Raw genomic sequence first — 19,259 nt, forward strand, 5'->3', positions numbered from 1 at the left:
CGCGTCATCTATTGTCGTGCGCGGACAGACTTAGGTACAGTTTCAACATAAGCCGATGGAGGCCTGATGCTTCCCGAGAGGAACGATCCCATGACGAGAGGCGTCGGAGTCATCGGAGCGGGCCCGGGGGTGTCGGCCCTGCATCTGCCCACCCTCGATCGCCTCCCGGAGCTGTTCCGCGTCGTGCACATCGCCGACGGCGGCAGCGGACGAGCCGAGGCCCTCGCCGAGCGCACAGGAGCGCGGTACTCAGCGGGCACGGCGGCGCTTCTCGCCGATCCCGAGGTCGAGGTGGTCGCGATCTGCTCGCCCCCTGAGCAGCATGCGGCTCAGATACTCGATGCGGTGGCCGCCGGCGTGCGCGCGATCCTGTGCGAGAAACCCATCGCGCTCACCAGAGACGACGCGGATGCCGTGATGGACGCATGCCGTCGAGCCGGCACGGCGCTCGTCGTCGGGACGAATCACCTCTTCGATCCGGCATGGGGCAGGGCTCGGCATCACATCGCCGCCGAGCAGGCTCCGGTGCGCGCGGTCTCGATCACCGTCGCGCTGCCGCCGAACGGCCGATACCACGACGTCGTCACGGAGTCACTGCCGGGTGCCGCACCTGCCCGACCCGCGCCGGACTGGAAGGATCCGGGGTTCTCCTCGGCCGTGGTCCGGCAGCTGATCCTCGGCCTCGGCATCCACGATCTCCCCCTGCTGCGAGACCTCGCGCCGCGTGTCGATCGGGTGGTGTTCGCGCGTCCCGTCGCCCCCATCGGGTACTGCGTGGGAGTCATCGCCGGCGACGTGCTCGTCCGCCTCACCGCGGTGATGCTGCGCGAGGGGGCGGAGGCGCTCTGGCGCTTCTCGGTCGCGACCGGACGCGATCTGATCGACATCGAGTTCCCTCCGGCTTTCGTGCACGACGGCAGCGCGCGAGCACGAGTGCGCCATGTCGACGGCCGGGTGTCGGAGTACCCGCCGCTGCCCGATGACGGCTATCTGGCCGAGTGGCGGGCGATGGCGTCGCTCGCCGCGGGCGCCGACGCGGTCGAGTACGACGAGATGCTCGCCGATGCGCACTACGCGATCGACCTGGCGGATGCCGCAGCCACCGCCGTGCGCGAGGGGATGACGCGATGATCGGGGTCACCGGAGCGACGGCCGGATATGCGGCGGCACTCGCCGAGCTGCCGCTGCGAGTGCGTGCGACCTCCACGGCCTCCGGCGCGGTCGTCGTGGTCGACGGCGCCTCGGGGTGGCCGGGGCGGGCGGTCGAGGCCGTGCGCCGGGGCGCGGCCGCGGTGCTCGTCGGGAATCCGGTCTCGACGGATCCGGCGGAGATCGGCGATCTCGAGGCTGTCGCCGAGGGCGCACCGGTGGTGCTGGACCGTCCGTGGCTGCGGGCCGACGTCGTCGCCGACGCGGCGGTCGCCGTCCCGGCGCGTCAGCTGACCGTCGATGCAGCCGGAGCGGCGCCAGCGATGGGCGAACTGACGAGGGATGCGGTCGGCTGGCTGCGGGTGCTCGGCGGAGGCGATCTCGTGCTGCGGACGGCAGCGGCGCTGCCGCACGGGCTGATCGCCCTGCTCGAGGAACCGACGTCGGGAACGGCGGCCGCGCTGACGGTCTCGGCGCTGGTCGGCCGAGGGCGACCGCGGCTCCGGGCACTCGCCGTCGGAGAGACGCGCATCGAGGTCGATCTCGACGCGGCGACCGATGTGAGAAGCGTGGAGTCGAGCAGCGCCGACGGCGTGCTGCGCCTGCCTCGGCGGCATGAGTCGGGTGAGCGGCTCGCACTCCGTCGAGCGATCCACGCAGCGCTGCAGGGCACGCTTCCGGCGGATGTCCGGGAGTTCCGGCACGACGTGCAGCTCGCTGAGGGGATGTGGGGAACGGATAAACGAGGCTGATTCCGCGCATAGCCACATCGGGATTCCTGAATAGCCGATATCCGACAAAAGTAGATCGCGGGGCAGGTCCCAGAGCCCCCACGAAAGGATCGAAGATGATCAAGCTGCTTTCCCACCTGTCCTACGTGGCGATCACGTCGCCGGACGTCGAGGCATCGGTGGAGTTCTACAAGACCCAGGTCGGTCTCACCGAGGTGGCCCGCGACGACGGTCGCGTCTACCTGCGCTGCTGGGGTGACTACTACGCCTACTCGGTGGTCGTCGTCCCCGGAGACGAGCCGTCTCTCGAGACCATGGCCTGGCGCACGTCCAGCGCCGAGGCGCTCGAAGAAGCCGCGAAGCGCATCGAGGCCGCGGGGATCCAGGGCGAGTGGATCGACGGATTCAAGATCGGCCGTGCCTACCGCTTCACCGGTCCCTTCGGCCACGACATGACCCTCCACTGGGACGTCGAGCGCCACCAGTCGACGACGGACGCCGCCTCGATCTACCCCGACCGTCCCGAGAAGCGCAGCAAGATCGCCGGCGCACCGCGTCAGCTCGACCACGTCACGGTGGCGACGAGCGATGTCGACGCCTTCGTCGCCTGGTACGTCGACGTGCTCGGCTTCCGCTTCATGGCGCGCACCGTGCTCGACGAGGCGCCGATCTCGGTGTTCTCGGTGCTCACGACCAACGAGAAGTCGCACGACCTCGGCGTCGTGCTCGACGGATCCACGCGCGCCGGTCGGGTCAACCACTACGCGTTCTGGGTCGACACCCGCGAAGAGCTGCTGATCGCCGCCGACACCCTGATGGAGAACGGCATCCCGATCGAATACGGCCCCAACATCCACGGCATCGGGGAGCAGACGTTCCTCTACTACCGCGAGCCGTCGACGCTGCGCATCGAGCTGAACACGGGCGGCTACCGCAACTACGTCCCGGACTGGGAGGCGAACACCTGGAAGCCCTCGCTCGGCTCGAACAACTTCTACCGCAACGGCGCGATGCCGATGTCGATGACGGAGTCGTTCCCGCCGGCGGACGGCCCCTCCGCCACCGAGGAGGGCGTGCCCGACGAGATCAAGGAAGCGCTCTTCAACCCGTACGCCAAGCACGGCCAGGGCTGAGCGCCCGTCCGGGGCGGACGTCGACGTCCGCCCCGGAACCTCCGTGACGCCATACTGAACGACAGAGGATCGACCGACGATGACGACGACGACAACAGCACCCGACGCACCCTTCGCACTGGCGCGCTATCGCGACGACGGGCGCGTGCGTCTCGGCCTCGCGGTCGGCGAGCGCATCCGCCCGCTCTCATCCGAGGAGCTCGGAGCCGACGGGCTCAACCAGTTCCTCGCGGCCCCCGACTGGGACAGACTGCACGCGATCGCCCGGAGCGACGGGCCGTGGATCCCGCTCGCGGAGGTCACCCTCACCGCTCCCGTCGAGCCGCGTCAGGTGCTGCAGACCGGCGCGAACTACCGCGAGCACGTCATCGAGCTCGTCGCAGCCGGCCTGACCCAGAACTCCGATCGCACGCCCGATGAGGCGCGGGAGTTCGCCGCCACCATGATGGACGACCGCAAGGCGAACGGCGAGCCCTACTTCTTCATCGGCCTGCCCGCCGCGGTCGTCGGGGACGACGTCCCCCTCGTGCTGCCCGCGTACAGCGAGGTGCACGACTGGGAGCTCGAGCTCGCCCTCGTGATCGGCAAGGAGGCCTTCCAGGTCTCGCGCGAGGACGCCTGGGAGCACATCGCCGGCTACACGATCGTGAACGACGTGACGACCCGCGATCTGGTCTTCCGCAAGGACATGAAGGAGATCGGCACCGACTGGTATCGGGCCAAGAACGCACCCGGATTCCTGCCGACCGGTCCGTTCCTCGTACCGGCACCGTTCGTCTCGGCGAGTGACGCGGCGGTGCGCCTCGACCTCAACGGGCAGACGATGCAGGACGCATCGACCAGCGATCTGCTGTTCGACATCCCGGCGCTGCTCTCGGCCGCGTCGCAGACCCACCCGCTGTACCCCGGTGACCTGCTGCTGACGGGCAGCCCTGCCGGCAACGGCCAGCACTGGCGGCGGTTCCTCCGCGACGGAGACGTCATGACCGGCACGATCGCCAACCTCGGCACCCAGGTCGTGCGCTGCGTGGCCCAGAAGACGGACGGGGCCTCGTGATGGGGATGCCCTCCGAGACTCCGGCCGATCTCGACCGCGCCGACCCCGAGTCCGAGATCGCGGCCCGGGCGACGGCGTATCGCAACTGGGGGCGCTGGGGGAGCGACGACGTGCTCGGCACCCTCAACTTCATCGACGACGCCGTTCGGGTGAAGGCCGCGTCGCTCGTGTCCTCCGGCCGGGTGGTCTCGCTCTCGCAGCGCTTCGACACCGACGGCCCGCAAAAGGGGTGGCGCAGGCGTACCAACCCGGTGCACACCATGACCGACACCGGTGTCGACGCCGAGCGCGGCAACCAGGGTTTCCCGCACGGCATCGGCGGGGCGGACGACGTGATCGCGATGCCCCTGCAGTGCTCGACGCAGTGGGACGGCCTCGGCCACATCTTCGACCACGGCAACGCCTGGAACGGGCGACGGGCGGGCGACGTCGTGACCAGCGAGGGCGACCTCGTCACGGGCATCGAGCACGCGGCATCCGTCATCGTCTCGCGCGGGGTGCTGCTGGACGTCGGCCGACACCTGTTCCCCGAGACCGGTGAGCTGCCGGACGGTCACGCCATCACGGTCGCGGATATCGAGGCGACGATCGCCGCGCAGGGCGCTTCCAGCGTCGTGGGGCGCGGCGACATCGTCGTGGTCCGCACCGGACAGTACGCACGCACCCGCCGCGAGGGCTGGGGTGACTATGCCGGGGGACCGGCGCCCGGACTGTCGCTGACCACCGCGGGGTGGCTGCATCGCACGGAGATCGCGGCCATCGCGACCGACACCTGGGGGTTCGAGGTGCGTCCGAACGAGTTCGACGTGCCGGCCTTCCAGCCGCTGCACCAGGTCGTCATCCCGAACCTCGGCCTGACGATCGGCGAGATGTGGAACCTCGACGAGCTCGCCGAGGCCTGTGCCGAGCGCGGCCGGTGGGACTTCCTCCTGTCGGCGCCGCCGCTCCCGATCACGGGGGCCGTCGGCTCGCCGGTCAACCCCGTCGCCATCCTCTAGCCCACTCACACCCGCACGATCACCCAGAACAGAGAGGTTCTGCTCATGACCGCAGTTCGCAAGGTCGCGATCGCCGGCACCGGCGTCGCCGGACTCGCCGCCGCCATCCAGCTCGCCAAAGCCGGCGTCGAGGTCGACGTCTTCGAGGCGAAGGACGCGCCGTCCACCCTCGGGTCCGGCATCTCACTGCAGGGCAACGCCCTGCGCGTGTTCGATGCGCTCGGCGCGTGGGACGACATCCGCGCGGCGGGATTCCCGTTCGAGGGACTGAATCTGCGCGCACCCGGTCCCGGCGCCCCGATCGTGGCGGCGCTGCCGGACGTCAAGACCGGAGGCCCCGACTACCCGGCCGCTATGGGCATGCCCCGCGCCGAACTGACGAGCATCCTGCTCGAGCACGCGCGCGCGGCCGGAGCCGACGTGCGCTTCGGTGCGAAGGTCACCGGAGTCGAGCAGCATGGTCCCGACTCCGTCGAGGTCGTCGTGAACGGAGGGTCGGCAGGCGAGTACGACCTGCTGATCGGCGCGGACGGGCTGCACTCCGCCGTGCGGGACCTCGTCGGGATCGAGACCAAGCCGGAGCCGACCGGGATGGGCATCTGGCGCGCGTTCGTCTCGCGCCCCGCCGACGTCGAACGGTCCGAGCTCTACTACGGCGGGCCCATGTACATCGCGGGGTACACGCCGACCGGTGAGGACACGATGTACGCGTTCCTCGTGGAGGACGCGCAGGATCGCTTCGGGGTCTCCGGCGAGGAGGCCACGCAGATCATGCTCGAGGCGTCGCGTGCCTACGACGGTCCGTGGAACTCGATCCGCGCCGATCTCGAGGCGGGCGCCGTCGCCAACTACACCTGGTTCACCCAGCACGTCGTGCCCGCGCCGTGGAACCGCGGGCGGGTGATCGTGATCGGCGACGCCGCGCACTCCTGCCCTCCCACGATCGCCCAGGGCGCTGCGCAGGGTCTCGAAGACGCCTTCGTGCTCACCGAGCTGCTGACGACGGGGGATGCCGTGGACGACTCGCTGTTCGACGAGTTCCACGCGCGTCGCCTGCCTCGCGCGCAGGCCGTCGTCGAGGCCTCGGTGCAGCTCGGTCGCTGGCAGCTCGAGCACGATCGCGACGCTGACGCTGGCGGACTCATCTTCGGCATCGCGCAGAAGATGGCGGCACCGGCATGACCACCGACGTCCATGCTCACGTCCTGCTGCCGTCGCTGCAGGCCGAGGTCGAGCGACGCGTGCCCGACCTCGTGCGCGAGGCCGCCGCACTCGAGCTGACTCGGAACGGTGCCGAGAGCCTGGCTGTCTCGGGCCCGATGGTGGGCGCGCGCATCCCCCAGCTCACGTCCGTGCCGGTGCGTCTCGCCGACATGGATGCGCAGGGCGTCGACGTGCAGTGGGTCAGCGCCTCACCCAACCACTTCTACCCCTGGGCTCCCGAGGGACTGGCCGTGTGGGCGGCGAACGAGGCCAACCGACTGGTCGCCGAGCACGTGGCGCAGGCGCCCGAGCGGCTCATCGGTCTCGGACTCGTTCCGCTGCAGCACCCGGAGCGCATCGTCGAGTGCCTCGATGACGCGGTGCTCGGCCGGGGTCTCGCCGGTGTCGAGATCTCGTCGTTCGCCGGCGACGTGGAGCTCTCGGATGAGCAACTGGAGCCCTTCTGGGCGCGGGCTGCCGAACTGGGCGCCGTCGTCTTCCTGCATCCGTTCGGCTGCAGCCTCGACGAACGACTCGATCGGTTCTACCTGTCGAACACCGTCGGGCAGCCGGCCGAGAACGCCGTCGCGCTCTCGCACCTGATCTTCGCGGGTGTGCTCGACCGGCATCCGCAGCTGACGATCGTCGCGGCCCACGGCGGCGGCTACCTGCCGCTGTCGATCGGGCGCTCGGACCGCGCATGGACGGTGCGTCCCGAGGCTCAGCGGTGCGCGCACGCGCCCTCGACATATCTCTCGAAGATCTGGTTCGACACCGTGGTGCACGACCCCGACGCGCTGCGGCGTCTCATCGAGGTCGCGGGGGAGTCGCGCGTGCTGCTGGGCAGCGACTATCCGTTCGACATGGGGCTCGACGACCCGGTCGAGTTCGTGCGGGGGTCGGGGCTCGAAGCCGCGGTCGTCGACCGCATCCTCGAGGAGAACGCCGCACAGCTGCTCGGGCGGCGGGTGCGGGCATGAGGATCGCCCGCTGGAGCGTCGACGGCGAGGTCGGCGAGGGCTTCGTCGAGGGCGATCGGGTGGTCTCCTTCCCGCGCCGGCTGCGTGTGGCCGATGTGCTCGCGCTCGGGCTGGACGCCGTGCGCGACCTGCACCGCGAGGTCGAGGGCGAGACGGGAGCGGCGCTCGCCGAGGTGACCCTGCTCGCTCCGGTCGCGCCCGCGTCGGTGCGCGATTTCGTGGCCTTCGAGGAGCACGTCGAGGGAGTGAGCGCCGGCGTCGAGGGCAAGAGCGACGTGGCGCCGGAGTGGTACGACGCGCCGACCTTCTATTTCGGCAACCCGCACACGATCCTGGGGCCTGCGGATGTGCTGCATCCGCCGGTGACCGAACGACTCGACTTCGAACTGGAGGTCGCGGTCGTGATCGGAGGCGCCCCGGGGGTCGGGGAGTCGAATCTCGACGCCGGGGCGGCGGCCTCGCTGATCTTCGGGTACACGATCATGAACGACTGGTCGGCCCGCGACCTGCAGGCCCGCGAGATGAAGGTGCGCCTCGGTCCGTCGAAGGGCAAGGACTTCGGGATGAGCCTAGGGCCGTGGATCGTCACGGCCGATGAGCTCGAGCCGTATCTCGACGACGACGGTTTCCTCGCGATCCGCGCCGAGGTCTTCGTGAACGACGAGCTGATCGGCGAGGACCTCGTCTCGAACGCCGGCTGGCCGTTTCCCGAGTTCGTCGCCTATGCCTCGCGGAACTCGCGGGTCGTGCCGGGCGACGTCCTGGGCAGCGGCACGGTCGGCAACGGCGGGTGCCTGGGCGAGCTGTGGGGGCGCAACGGCGCGCTCACGCCACCTCCGCTCGTCGAGGGCGACGTGGTGCGCATGGTGGTGGAGGGGATCGGTGAACTCGTCGGGAGAGTGGGCGCGCCCGTCACCGCGCCCGCGGTGCCGCGTGCCAGGAGCCGATCCCGTGCGCGTCGGCGTGCACTTTAGTTGAAAACCGACTAAAGATCCCGTATGCTGAACTCGGCGCCGGGGTTCCTCGAACCCGTTCCCGCTCGTGACGTTGCGAGCGGGGCACACGAAGTCGCGTCGACTGCCCGATCGATCGGGTCATCGGTCATGCCTCCACTCTCGACGCTGCGTCTGCGTCTCCTCGTCGTCTCGCTGCTCACCGTGTCCTTCCTCGGTGCGCTCGACCACACGATCGTCTCCACGTCCCTCGCCACCATCGCCGGTGAGCTGGGCGCCCTCGAGCACATGGGGTGGGTGGTGGTCGGGTACACGCTCGCGAGCACCGTGCTGCTTCCGGTGCTCGGCAAGCTCGGCGACGTGGTCGGCCCCCGAGCGGTGTTCCTCACCTCGCTCGTCGTGTTCCTCCTCGCCTCACTCGCCTGCGGCTTCGCGCAGACGATGCCCTGGCTGATCGGGGCACGAGTGCTGCAGGGCATGAGCTCCGCCGGTCTGCAACTGATGTCGCAGACGATCATCGCCCAGGTGACCTCGCCGCGGGAGCGTCCGAAGTACATGGCGGTCATCGGGGCCGCCTTCCCCATCGCGATCCTCGTGGGTCCCGTCCTCGGCGGGCTCATCACCGATTTCTGGGGCTGGCAGTGGGTCTTCTGGGTCAACATCCCCGTCGGTGTGGCGGCCCTCGCGCTCGCTCTCGTCGCGGTGCCGCGCATCGCACCGGGCGCGCTGCGCCGGTTCGACATCGCCGGCGCCGTCTCTTTCACGACCGCGCTCGTGGCCCTCGTGCTCGCCGTCTCGTGGGTGGCCGACCCGGGGCTGCGCACCGCCACGGTCGTCGCCTTCGCCGCGGCCCTCGTCGCCTTCGCCGCGTTCCTGCTCGCCGAGCTGCGGGCGGAGGAGCCGATCGTGCCGCTGCGCTTCTTCGCGAATCGGACGATCGCGGTCGGCACAGCGCTCTCGGCGATCATCGGCGTCGGCCTCTTCTCGATCACCGCCTACCTGCCGACCTACGTGCAGATGGCGTACCAGGCGACGGCGACCGTCTCAGGGCTCGTGCCCATCGCGACCGTGTTCGGGATGCTGCTGAGCAACCTGGCATCCGGCTTCCTCGCGAGCCGCACCGGCCGCTACCGGGTCTACCCGATCGTCGGCACCGCTCTGGGCGCCGCCGGCCTGACCGTCATGGCGCTGCTGCCGGTCGGCCTGCCGCTGTGGGCGCCGATGGCCGTCATGTTCGTGGTCGGCATCGGCACCGGCGCGTTCATGAGCCTGATCGTCACGGTCGTGCAGAGCGCCGCACCGCGCAGCGCGACCGGCACCCTCACGGCGACCGTCAACATCGTGCGACAGGTCGGCGCGACTGTGACCACCGCCGTCATCGGCGGCGTCGTCGGCTTCGGCGTCGCCGCGTTCCTGCCGTCGGGGCTCGACGCGACAGCGCTGACCCCGCAGCTGGTGCAGGTGTCGGACCCGGCCCTGCAGATCGAGGTCGCCGGCATCTACCACGATGTCTTCGCACCGGTGTTCGCCGCGCTCGCCGTCGCCTACGCCATCGGATTCGTCGTCGCGCTGCTCATGCCCCGAGGACGTCTGGCCGACGAGCACGACCCCATCGCCTCCGTCGAATCCGTCACCGCCTGAATCCGCACGCACCGGGAGAACAACCATGTCTGAGAACACCGCCTCCGAGCATCCGACCGTCGCGATCGTGGGCAGCGGACCCATCGGCTCCGCCTACGCGCGCGTGATCCTGCAGAGTCATCCGACCGCGCGGGTCGTGATGTTCGAAGCAGGACCGCAGATCACCGAGCGGCCGGGCGCCAGCGTCCGCAACATCGCCGATCCCGAGGAGAAGGCTCGCGCGCGTGAGATGGCGCAGGGTCCGCAGGCGGGCGCCTTCCGCGAGTCTCTGGGCATCCCCGCCGGAGTCGTCGTCGAGGGCATGTTCACGGCGCGGCAGGGGACCCACTTGCTCGACTTCGGCGGAGAGGGATCAGCCCACGCCCCGACGTTCCCGGCTGTCGCGGCGGCGACGAATGTCGGGGGCCAGGGATCGCACTGGACCTGCGCGATCCCGCGTCCGGCATTCAGCGAGAAGCTCCCGTTCATCGACGACGAGGAGTGGGAAGAGCTGATCACGACGGCCGAGGAGCTGCTGCATCACCAGGGTGCGGCCTTCGCCGACTCGCCGATCGGCGGTGCCATCCGCGCACTGCTCGAGGGTGAGTTCGCCGCCGAGCTCCCCGACGGATACGGCGTGAGCACTCTGCCCATCGCCGGCGACCCCCAGCCCGACGGCACGATGGTGTGGGCGGGCGCCGACATGGTGCTCGGTCCGCTCATCGAGCCGGGCACGGACGAGAGCGCCCGTTTCGCACTGCGCGACCTCTCGCTGGTGCGGCGGATCGAGCACGACGGGAGTCGCGCGACCGGAGTCGTGGTCGAGGACCTGCGCACCCGGCAGACGTCGTCCTTTCCCGCGGACCTCGTCGTGGTGGCCGCCGACGCCTTCCGTTCCCCGCAGCTGCTGTGGGCATCGGGCATCCGCCCCACGGCCCTCGGCCGCTATCTCACCGAGCACCACGTGGTGATCTCGACCGTGTCGCTCGACGGCGACCGGATGGCCGACCTCGTGACGGACGACGAGCTCGAGCGCGAGCTCGCCCGCCGCGCGACGAACCCGGCGGATCCCGTCGCCGCCGTGAACCGCATCCCGTTCTCGGAGCCCGACCATCCCTTCTCGCTGCAGGTGATGTATGCCGAGAACCCGCCCTTCCCGCTCGACGCGTCGCACCCGCACGCAGGCAACCGCTGGGGATACGTCAACATGGGGTACGGAGTGCGCAAGCATCCGCGGATCGAGGACGGGGTGCGCTTCGACGACGACGAGCTCGATTACCGCGGTCTGCCGAACATGACGATCGAGTACGCCCTCACCGACGTCGAGGAGGCGGAGATCTCGGATGCCACGGCGCATCTGCGTCGCGCCGGTGCGGCCCTGGGCACGTTCATCGCCGAGCCGCGGCTGCTGCCGAACGGGTCGAGCCTGCACTACATGGGAACCATGCGAGCGGGCACCGACGACGACGGCACCAGCGTCGCGGATCCGTATTCGAGGGTGTGGGGCTTCGACAACCTCGTGGTCGGCGGCAACGCTCTCATCCCCACCGCCAACACCATGAATCCGACCCTCACCAGCGTCGCGATCGCGGTGCGCGGTGCGCGGGAGGCGGCGTCGCGGCTCTGAGCGCCGGCGATGACCGTGCGGTCTGAGGACCGCCCGCTCATCCGTCGACGACCCTGTCTTCGCGTCGTCGACGGACCTCGATCTCCTGAGGGATGCCGCGCGAGAAGAACAGCGCCAAGAGGCTGATGACGATGAGTCCGAAGAACGCGACACGCAGCGAGGACAGCTGGGATTCGCGGTAGATCTCGGCCAGTGCTTCTGCGTCGTCGGCGCTGAGCCCCGCCTCCTCGGCGATCGCGGGAACGGCCGACGCGGGGACGATCGTGACGCCGTGCTCGGTCGACGCGGCCACCGAGGCGCGGGTCGTCGCGGAGAGGTCGCTCGCGGCGACTCCGGAGGCGAACGAGGTCGACAGGGCCCCGATCAGGATCGACCCGATGAGTGCGGTGCCGAGCGATGATCCCAGATTCTGGAAGACCCCCTGCAGACCGCCCACCTCGCTCGTCTCCTTCGCGCTCACGCTCGACATGTTGACGTTGCCCAGCTGCGAGGCGAGCAGCCCGAGAGCCGCACCCGAGAGGAACATGCCGACGGCGAAGAGGCCGCTGCGCAGGTCGCTCGTCGCCGATCCGAGCAGCACCAGCGCGCTGAAGACCAGAAGGAGCTGACCGATCCGCACGATGGTGCGAGGGGACATCCGCTTCGTGAGGGCGGTGCCGACGATGGAGAACAGCACCAGGGCCACCGAGAGCGGGAAGATCCTGATACCGGTCTGAAGGGCATCCAGCCCGAGTGTCATCTGCAGGTACACCGGCACCATGAAGAAGAGTCCCGCCGTCACGGCGTACTGCGCGCCGAGCACCGAGAGACCGCTGCGAAGAGAGCTGATCCGGAACATCTCGACGGTGACGAGGGGCTGACGCCCGACGCGCACGAGCATCCGCTGCCTGGCGATGAACAGCGCGACGAGCAGCACGCCGACGACGATGAGCCACGCCGCGAGCGAGATGCCGAGCGGCGCGACCGGCACGCCCCCGATGACGGGGATGCGCAGGGGCACGATCCATCCCCACACCTTGCTCTGCAGCATCCCGAAGACCACGGCGACGAGGCCCGCTGACGACAGCGCGACGCTCAGGAGGTCGATGCGGATGCGGACCCGCTCGGTGGCATCGGTGATGATCCGGGCGCACAGCACCACCCCGATCATGATCACCACCTCTGCAGCGAACACGTAGCGCCAGTCGAAGTACGTCGTGACGAAGCCCCCGATGAGCGGACCGGCGGCCACCGCGGCCCCGGAGACCGCGCCGATGACGGCGAACGCGGTGACCCGTTCGCGTCCCTGATAGTTGTCGGCGACGAGCGCGGCGATGGCGGGTATCACCAGCACGGCGCCGAGCCCCTCGATGACCGACCAGCCGAGGAACAGGGTCTGCACGTTCGGGCTCACCGCCGTGACCAGCGAGCCGACCGCGTACACGCAGGATCCGATCACGAAGGCTCGCCGCCGACCCCACACATCGCCGAGCTTCGCTCCGAGCAGCATGAAGGCCGCCATCGTCAGGGTGTAGAACGTGATCGCGCCCTGCATCGCGGCCACGGTGGTGTCGAGGTCGTCCACGACCGTCGAGATCGACACGTTCATGACGGTGCCGTCGAGCACCATCACGAACTGCGCGCTGCCGAGCACGATGACGACGTTCCACCTCTTCATGACGCCTCCTGGCGAGAGTCGGGCCGGATGGCCGGTCGAAGACTGCTGCCGCGCATGATGCGCGCGACCGCGGTGATGAGGAACAGCTGGCCCGTGATCGCCTCGGCGACGGCGACCGCCTGGCTGCCCGATGTCACCGGTGCGAGGTTGCCGTATCCCGTCGTCGTCAGCGTCGTGAAGGAGAAGAAGAGCTGATTCGACAGCGAGTCCTCGCTCCCGTCGCCGAACATCGGAGCGCTCGACACGAGCGACACGAGGTTGAAGACGAAGGTGAACAGCATGCCGACGAGGAGGTAGGCGGTGATCGTCGCCATCAGTGCTTCGAGATTGAATCCACGCCGCCGCGCCTGGTGAGCCACGATCGCGGCCGGAGCGACCAGAAGAGCGGCGATGGATGCGGCCGAGAACATGACGTCCAGGATCCGCCCTTCCGCCCCGACGAGCGTGGCGACGATCGTCGCGATGCCGGCGGTGGCCAGCACGATCCACGCGACGTGCTGGATGACGGCTCGCACGGCGGTGATGTGGAAGACGACGGCGACCGTGGCGAGGATGAGCAGGAAGGCGGACGGACTCGGGTTCGTGGTGCGCTGGACGGCGCAGAGCCAGTAGGAGAGGGTCAGCAGCACAAGGGCGGCCACGTAGCCGGGGACGCCGTGCCTGCCGCGCAGGGCTCTGCGTCCCGCGGCATGCGCAGCGACCGGGCGCCTCGTCTGAAGCGGAGCGCTCATGGCGCGGGTCGTTCGAGATCGGCGGCGGCGAGTCGCCCGGAATCCAACGCGGCGCGGAACGAGGCGAAGTCCCGTTCGTTCTGGTCGGCGTAGGTGTCGGCGAACGCGATGATGGCGCCCTCGAATCCTCGGCCGCGCCCGAGATATCCGGCGATCTCGAGGCGGTCGCCACTGCGGGCGTGGGCCCGGGCGAGGGTCTCACCGCACACCCGTGCGTAGAGCGCGGCGCCTCCGGGAGTCATCGCCTCGGGATCGATCCCGCCCTTCCAGTCCTGGAGCTGGCGGATGTAGAAGTCCCTGGTGACGCCGTCGAGGCTGGTGACGCGCTGCCATCCGAGGAAGATGTCCGAGGCCGCCTGCATCAGTCGCTGCCCGCGAACGACTCGTTCGCCGGCGTGATCGAATTCGCTGGGACCGAGGAACTGCTCCAGCACCGACGGCTGCGCCTCTTTCGCCTGCAGGAGCAGCGGATCGTCGTCGTCGCGTCCGCTGAGGAGGATCACCCACGCGCGGGTGCCCACGCTGCCCACCCCGACCACCTTGCGCGCCATATGCCGGTAGCGGTACTCGGAGAGGGGATGGCGACCGCCGGGCAGAGTCCGTCGGTACTCCTCGAGCAGTTCCCGCATCGCGCTCACGTCGTCGAATCCGTCGTAGCCTGCGGCGAGCTCGTCCACGGGCACGATCAGGGGCGGATTCCCTCGGATCCGCAGCTGGCCGTCCTCGCGGTCCACGAGCTTCGAGAACGACTTCGCGTGATCGCGCTTCCGCGCTCTGGCGAGTGCGGCGTCGAGCCGATCGACCGTCTCGTCGTCGGACCGCCCCTTCCGCCTCGCGGAACGGATGCGCCGCTGCGCGCGGTCCGCGTCGAATCGGTCGTACCAGGCGTCGAGGACCGACGCGTCGGCAGCGCGGCTCATGGCGATCCGATATCCGCGCACCGCGGCTTCGACGCAGTCGTGGATCTGCGCGGCAGTGAAGCGCCGTTGGCGTCCGGCCACGGCGAAGCTCGTCGCCAGTCGTTTGATGTCCCACTCGAACGGCCCGGGCAGCGTCTCGTCGAAATCGTTCATGTCGAAGATGAGCTGCCGCTCCGGCGTGCCGAACAGCCCGAAGTTCGACAGGTGCGCGTCACCGCAGGTCTGTGCGATCACACCGCTGTGGGGTGTCGTCGAGAGATCCGCGGCCATGAGCAGCGCGCTGCCGCGGAAGAAGGCGAACGGAGAAGCCGCCATCCGCGAGTGCCGCACAGGCACGAGCTCTTCGACCCGTGAGGCCGCCTGGCCCTCCAGCAGCCCGATCGGATCGGCGCGATCCGTCGGTGTGATCCACGGCCCCTGGCCCGATCTGGGGGCGCGGATCCGGGCATCCCTTCCTCGGCTGCGCCGCAGGACGAAATCAGGTGCGACCGGGTGCGGTGCTGCAGGTGCTCCCGGTGCGTCGGACGAACGGGTCTTCGCCATCTCGCTCCTCATCTCGGGTGGAACCGGCACGTGAGAAGACGGTCATCGAGATTCTGCGCTCAGTATCGCAGTGCGCGCACCGGTCGGCCAGAGAATGTGCGATCGGCTCATCCGAAGCGGGTGAGGCCGATTCGGGCGGGATCACCGATGGCATCCCTCTGTAGACCCAGGTACTGCCCGCTCGCCCTGTTCAGGACCGCAGCCCGATGTGCCCGTGTGCGGCCGTTCGTAGCGTCGAAGATGACGAAAGGCGCGACATGATCCGAGTTCAGTCTCTGACCAAGCACTATGGCGAGCGGGTGGCGGTGAACGGAGTCGACTTCACGGTCGAACCGGGTACGGTCACCGGATTCCTGGGGCCGAACGGGGCCGGCAAGTCCACGACCATGCGAATGATCGTGGGTCTGGACAGGCCGACGGCCGGCACGGCGGAGGTGAACGGTCGCCCCTATGCGGATCTGCCCGCGCCGCTGCGCGAGGTGGGCGTCCTGCTCGACGCCCGGTCGGCCCACAGACGCCGTACCGCCTACAAGCATCTGCTCGCGATCGCCGCCACGCACGCGATCGGTGCGGCCCGAGTGCGGGAGGTGATCGGGATCGCGGGTCTGGATGCCGTGGCCGACAGGCGAGTCGGGGGATTCTCACTCGGCATGAACCAGCGGCTGGGCATCGCCGCCGCCCTGCTGGGGGATCCGCAGACGATCATCCTCGACGAGCCGGTGAACGGTCTCGACCCCGACGGCATCCTGTGGATCAGGGCTCTGCTGCGGCAGCTGGCGGGGGAGGGGAAGACGGTGCTGCTGTCGTCGCATCTGATGAGCGAGATGACCCAGACGGCAGACCATCTGCTCGTGATCGGGCGAGGATCGATCCTCGCCGACGGACCTCTGCACGAGGTGGTCGCCGGTGCGACGCGCTCTGTGGTGCGCGTCCGGACGCGGGAGGCGGACCGACTGGCGGCCCTCCTGGCGGGGCCGGAGGCGACGGTCGCGTCGCAGGTCGACGGCGCGCTCGAGATCGAGAACCTCGCCGCGGAGGACATCGCTCGCAGGGCAGCCGACGCGGGGATCGTGCTGCATGAGATCGCCACCATCGAGGGGTCGCTCGAGGACGCCTACCTCGCCCTCACCGCGACCGACACCGAATACCGCGCGGGTGCGCGGCACGCCGAAGAAGGAGCACGACGATGACCATCACGACGAGTCCCCGACGAGCGGATGCCCGCACTCGCCGCCCCGCGTTCCGACACGTGCTGCGCTCGGAGTGGATCAAGCTGTTCAGTCTTCCCTCCGCCGCGCTCGCCCTGATCGGAATCTTCCTGATCGGCATCGGCGGCAGCCTCTTCCTCGGCGTGACGCTGGAATCGTCGGGGGCGCCGTCGGTGCCGTCGATCGAACGCACCATGGCCGACGTCACCGTGCCGACCGTCGTTCTGGGGCAGATCATCGCCGGTATCCTCGGAGTCATGCTGATCGGGGCCGAATACGCATCGGGCTCCATTCAGCCCACCTTCGTCGCCGTGCCCGACCGGCTGCGGATACTGCGCGCGAAAGCGCTCGTCGCATCTACCGCTGTCACGGCTGTCGCCCTGATCACGGTGTTCAGCGCGTGGGCGCTCACCACACCGATCTACGCGCAGTTCGGCCTCGCGGCACCGCTCGCCGCGCCGGGAGTCGTGCTCGCCCTGCTCAGCTCGGCCGCGTACCTCGGACTCTGCGCTCTGTTCGGTGTGGGAATCGGGGCACTGGTGCGGTCGACGACCGCAGGCGCGATCATCGTCTTCCTCGCCACTCTGCTGCTTCCCGTGCTCACGTCGCTGCTTCCCTACGGCCTGATCTCCCGCATCCTGCGGATCGGACAGCTGGGCAACGCGGGCGACGCGATGAGTCGTGTCGGCGCGGAGGGCGGACCGTTCCTCGATCTGTGGGCCGGACACATCAGCGTCGGCGCTGGCTGGCTCATCGCGTCGATCTGGGCAGCGGTCGCGCTCGCCGCGGGTGCGCTCGCTCTGCGCACGAGAGACGTATGAGTGGGCGGAGATCAGACCTCGCGATGCTCGGGGTCTACGCGGCCGTGTCGCTGGTGCTCGGCTATCTGTCTGTCGAGTCCTCGCTGACGACTCCGGCGTGGGCGCTGGTGGCGCTCTTCGTCGCCGGCGTCGCAGCGGTTCTCGTGTCGCGACGGCATCCGCTGGCAGCCTTCATCGTCGTGCTCGTGCTCCTGCCCCTGTCGTTCGCCGGCGGCTCCGGTGCCGAAGCGGTGCTGGTCGTCGGCGCGCTGTACCGCAGCGGCGTCGTCGCCCGCCCGCAGCGGGCGTGGCTGGCATTCGCCGCCGCGGCGGCGACCGGGACGATCGCTGCACTGGTGCTCGCGATCCGGGTGCGCGTCGGCCCGCCCCTGCTCGGGCTGGCGCCGCGGGTCGACGTGGACGCCTGGCCACTGGACTGGCTCGGGATCAGCGCGGTCGTGATCGCCGTCGCACTGATCGCCACCCTCGTCGGACTCGATGTCGGCCATCGGCGTCGCGAGCTGCAGGCACTCGTGGAGCGCGCGGAGCAGATGCGCCGAGAGCGGGACCAGGAGGCGCACATCGCCGCCGTCCTCGAGCGCGAGAGGATCTCGCGGGAGATGCATGACGTGATCGCCCACAGCCTCGCCGTGATGATCGCCGTCGCCGACGGTGCGCAGGCATCCGCGGAATCGCGCCCCGAGGAATCGCGTCGTGCGATCGGACGTGTCGCCGAGACCGGGCGCCGCACCCTCGTCGAGATGCGTCGCCTGCTCACCTCCGTCCGCGGTGAGACCGACGCCGTCGACCGCCAGCGGGTGCAGGCCAGCATGGAGCGCATCCCCGCCCTCGTCGCCGAATCGCGCAGCGCAGGACTGCCGGTCAGGTTCGAGCAGGTCGGTGCCATCGACCCCGATGCCATGGTCGGGCTCACGGTGTACCGCGTCGTGCAGGAGGCGCTGACCAACGTCCTCCGGCACGCGCGCGAGGTGCAGGACGTGCTGGTGAGGATCAGCGTCGCCGACGAGGGACTGTCGATCCTCGTGGAGGATCGATCAGCGCCGGTGGTGCCGATCGCCGATCCGGGCCGCGGTCTGGTCGGCATCCGCGAGCGCGCCGCGTTCTATGACGGACACGTCGAGGCGGGGCCCCGACCGGGCGGTGGCTGGCGCGTGTTCGTGCGACTTCAGACGGAGGCAGCGGGATGACCCCGGACGCACCCACCGATCGGATCCGCGTGCTGATCGCCGACGACCAGGAGCTCGTCCGCTACGGCCTCCGTCTCGTGCTCGAGGCGGAGGACGACGTGCACGTGGTCGGCGAAGCGGCCGACGGCGCCTCCGCCGTCGAGGCCGCGATCGCGCTGGTCCCCGACGTCATCCTGATGGACGTGCGGATGCCGGGGATCGACGGAATCCGGGCCACGCAGGACCTGGCCGCGCGTCTGCCGCGGACCAGGGTGCTGGTGCTGACCACGTACGATCTCGACGAGTTCGCCTTCGGAGCCCTGCAGGCCGGGGCCGCCGGGTTCCTGCTCAAGAACACGAGACCGGCCGAGCTCGTCGCCGCGATCCGCACGGTCGCCACCGGGGATGCGGTGGTCGCACCCCGCATCACCGCGAAGCTCATCGAGGTCGCCCTGCCGCACCTCGCGCCGCCGAACCCCGGGGCCCGTGAGGGCGCGCTCTCGGCGCTGACCGAGCGGGAACGTGACGTCTTCCTGCAGGTCGCGCGCGGCCTCACCAACAGCGAGATCGCGCAGACGCTGCATCTGAGCGAGTCGACGGTCAAGGCGCATTTCGGCCGCATCCTGGTGAAGCTCGATCTACCCAGTCGCGTCCAGGCGGTGATCCTGGCCTACGAACTCGGGATCGTGAGCCCGGGCAGCTGAGACCGCGGGCCGGTCCGGGCGTCGCATCTTGCCAGACTCGTTCCGGAGTGTCCACCAC

General features: G+C 69.7%; 17 protein-coding genes. 14 read left to right on the forward strand and 3 right to left on the reverse strand.

Going from position 1 to position 19,259, the window contains the following annotated elements:
- The first annotated feature begins 90 nt into the window (after positions 1-90).
- The 10 genes from BEP68_RS12660 to BEP68_RS12705 all read left to right on the forward strand — a co-directional run bounded on the left by BEP68_RS12660 (position 91) and on the right by BEP68_RS12705 (position 11,451).
- Complete coding sequence (locus tag BEP68_RS12660; RefSeq protein WP_187250195.1) at positions 91-1,131, forward strand: Gfo/Idh/MocA family protein; 1,041 nt, start codon at positions 91-93, stop codon at positions 1,129-1,131.
- A complete protein-coding gene (locus BEP68_RS12665) occupies positions 1,128-1,901 on the forward strand; it encodes a hypothetical protein (protein ID WP_187250196.1) in 774 nt (257 codons plus the stop codon). The genes BEP68_RS12660 and BEP68_RS12665 overlap by 4 nt, the downstream gene beginning before the upstream one ends.
- 95 nt (positions 1,902-1,996) lie before the next feature.
- Positions 1,997-3,013, forward strand: coding sequence for a VOC family protein (locus tag BEP68_RS12670; protein WP_187250197.1), 1,017 nt, complete (start codon positions 1,997-1,999; stop codon positions 3,011-3,013).
- A 79-nt stretch (positions 3,014-3,092) separates the two neighbouring features.
- Positions 3,093-4,070, forward strand: coding sequence for a fumarylacetoacetate hydrolase family protein (locus BEP68_RS12675; RefSeq protein WP_187250198.1), 978 nt, complete (start codon positions 3,093-3,095; stop codon positions 4,068-4,070).
- On the forward strand, positions 4,070-5,068 hold the full coding sequence (locus tag BEP68_RS12680; protein WP_222839405.1) for a cyclase family protein: 999 nt from the start codon (positions 4,070-4,072) through the stop codon (positions 5,066-5,068). The genes BEP68_RS12675 and BEP68_RS12680 overlap by 1 nt, the downstream gene beginning before the upstream one ends.
- A gap of 45 nt (positions 5,069-5,113) precedes the next feature.
- The gene (locus tag BEP68_RS12685; RefSeq protein WP_187250200.1) at positions 5,114-6,250 is read left to right on the forward strand and encodes an FAD-dependent monooxygenase; all 1,137 of its coding nucleotides are present in this window, start codon (positions 5,114-5,116) and stop codon (positions 6,248-6,250) included.
- A complete protein-coding gene (locus tag BEP68_RS12690; protein WP_187250201.1) occupies positions 6,247-7,251 on the forward strand; it encodes an amidohydrolase family protein in 1,005 nt (334 codons plus the stop codon). The genes BEP68_RS12685 and BEP68_RS12690 overlap by 4 nt, the downstream gene beginning before the upstream one ends.
- Positions 7,248-8,225, forward strand: a complete 978-nt coding sequence (locus BEP68_RS12695; RefSeq protein WP_187250202.1) for a fumarylacetoacetate hydrolase family protein — start codon at positions 7,248-7,250, stop codon at positions 8,223-8,225. The genes BEP68_RS12690 and BEP68_RS12695 overlap by 4 nt, the downstream gene beginning before the upstream one ends.
- Positions 8,226-8,354: 129 nt before the next feature.
- On the forward strand, positions 8,355-9,845 hold the full coding sequence (locus BEP68_RS12700) for an MFS transporter (protein ID WP_187250203.1): 1,491 nt from the start codon (positions 8,355-8,357) through the stop codon (positions 9,843-9,845).
- Between the two features lie 25 nt (positions 9,846-9,870).
- Complete coding sequence (locus BEP68_RS12705; RefSeq protein WP_187250204.1) at positions 9,871-11,451, forward strand: GMC oxidoreductase; 1,581 nt, start codon at positions 9,871-9,873, stop codon at positions 11,449-11,451.
- Positions 11,452-11,488: 37 nt separating this feature from the next.
- Here the strand turns inward: BEP68_RS12705 and BEP68_RS12710 are convergent, their stop codons facing one another.
- The 3 genes from BEP68_RS12710 to BEP68_RS12720 are packed head-to-tail and all read right to left on the reverse strand — an operon-like array spanning position 11,489 to position 15,302.
- Positions 11,489-13,108 carry an MFS transporter gene (locus BEP68_RS12710; RefSeq protein WP_187250205.1) on the reverse strand — a complete coding sequence of 540 codons (1,620 nt, stop codon included), beginning with the start codon at positions 13,106-13,108 and terminating at the stop codon, positions 11,489-11,491.
- Complete coding sequence (locus BEP68_RS12715; RefSeq protein ID WP_187250206.1) at positions 13,105-13,839, reverse strand: ion channel; 735 nt, start codon at positions 13,837-13,839, stop codon at positions 13,105-13,107. The genes BEP68_RS12710 and BEP68_RS12715 overlap by 4 nt, the downstream gene beginning before the upstream one ends.
- The gene (locus tag BEP68_RS12720) at positions 13,836-15,302 is read right to left on the reverse strand and encodes a DUF2252 domain-containing protein (RefSeq protein ID WP_187250207.1); all 1,467 of its coding nucleotides are present in this window, start codon (positions 15,300-15,302) and stop codon (positions 13,836-13,838) included. Before BEP68_RS12720 ends, BEP68_RS12715 begins: the two co-directional genes overlap by 4 nt.
- A gap of 257 nt (positions 15,303-15,559) precedes the next feature.
- Here BEP68_RS12720 and BEP68_RS12725 point away from each other — a divergent pair, with 257 nt between their 5' ends.
- From BEP68_RS12725 to BEP68_RS12740, 4 genes are read left to right on the forward strand one after another with little or no spacing between them, the layout of a single operon-like run.
- Positions 15,560-16,492: an ATP-binding cassette domain-containing protein gene (locus BEP68_RS12725; RefSeq protein ID WP_187250208.1), complete on the forward strand. Its 933-nt coding sequence runs from the start codon at positions 15,560-15,562 to the stop codon at positions 16,490-16,492.
- The gene (locus BEP68_RS12730; protein ID WP_072591801.1) at positions 16,489-17,331 is read left to right on the forward strand and encodes a hypothetical protein; all 843 of its coding nucleotides are present in this window, start codon (positions 16,489-16,491) and stop codon (positions 17,329-17,331) included. The genes BEP68_RS12725 and BEP68_RS12730 overlap by 4 nt, the downstream gene beginning before the upstream one ends.
- On the forward strand, positions 17,328-18,518 hold the full coding sequence (locus BEP68_RS12735) for a sensor histidine kinase (protein WP_187250209.1): 1,191 nt from the start codon (positions 17,328-17,330) through the stop codon (positions 18,516-18,518). Before BEP68_RS12730 ends, BEP68_RS12735 begins: the two co-directional genes overlap by 4 nt.
- The gene (locus tag BEP68_RS12740; RefSeq protein WP_187250210.1) at positions 18,515-19,201 is read left to right on the forward strand and encodes a response regulator; all 687 of its coding nucleotides are present in this window, start codon (positions 18,515-18,517) and stop codon (positions 19,199-19,201) included. Before BEP68_RS12735 ends, BEP68_RS12740 begins: the two co-directional genes overlap by 4 nt.
- Positions 19,202-19,259 lie beyond the last annotated feature (58 nt).

Source organism: Microbacterium sp. 4-7 (assembly GCF_014332665.1).
Lineage (GTDB): Bacteria > Actinomycetota > Actinomycetes > Actinomycetales > Microbacteriaceae > Microbacterium.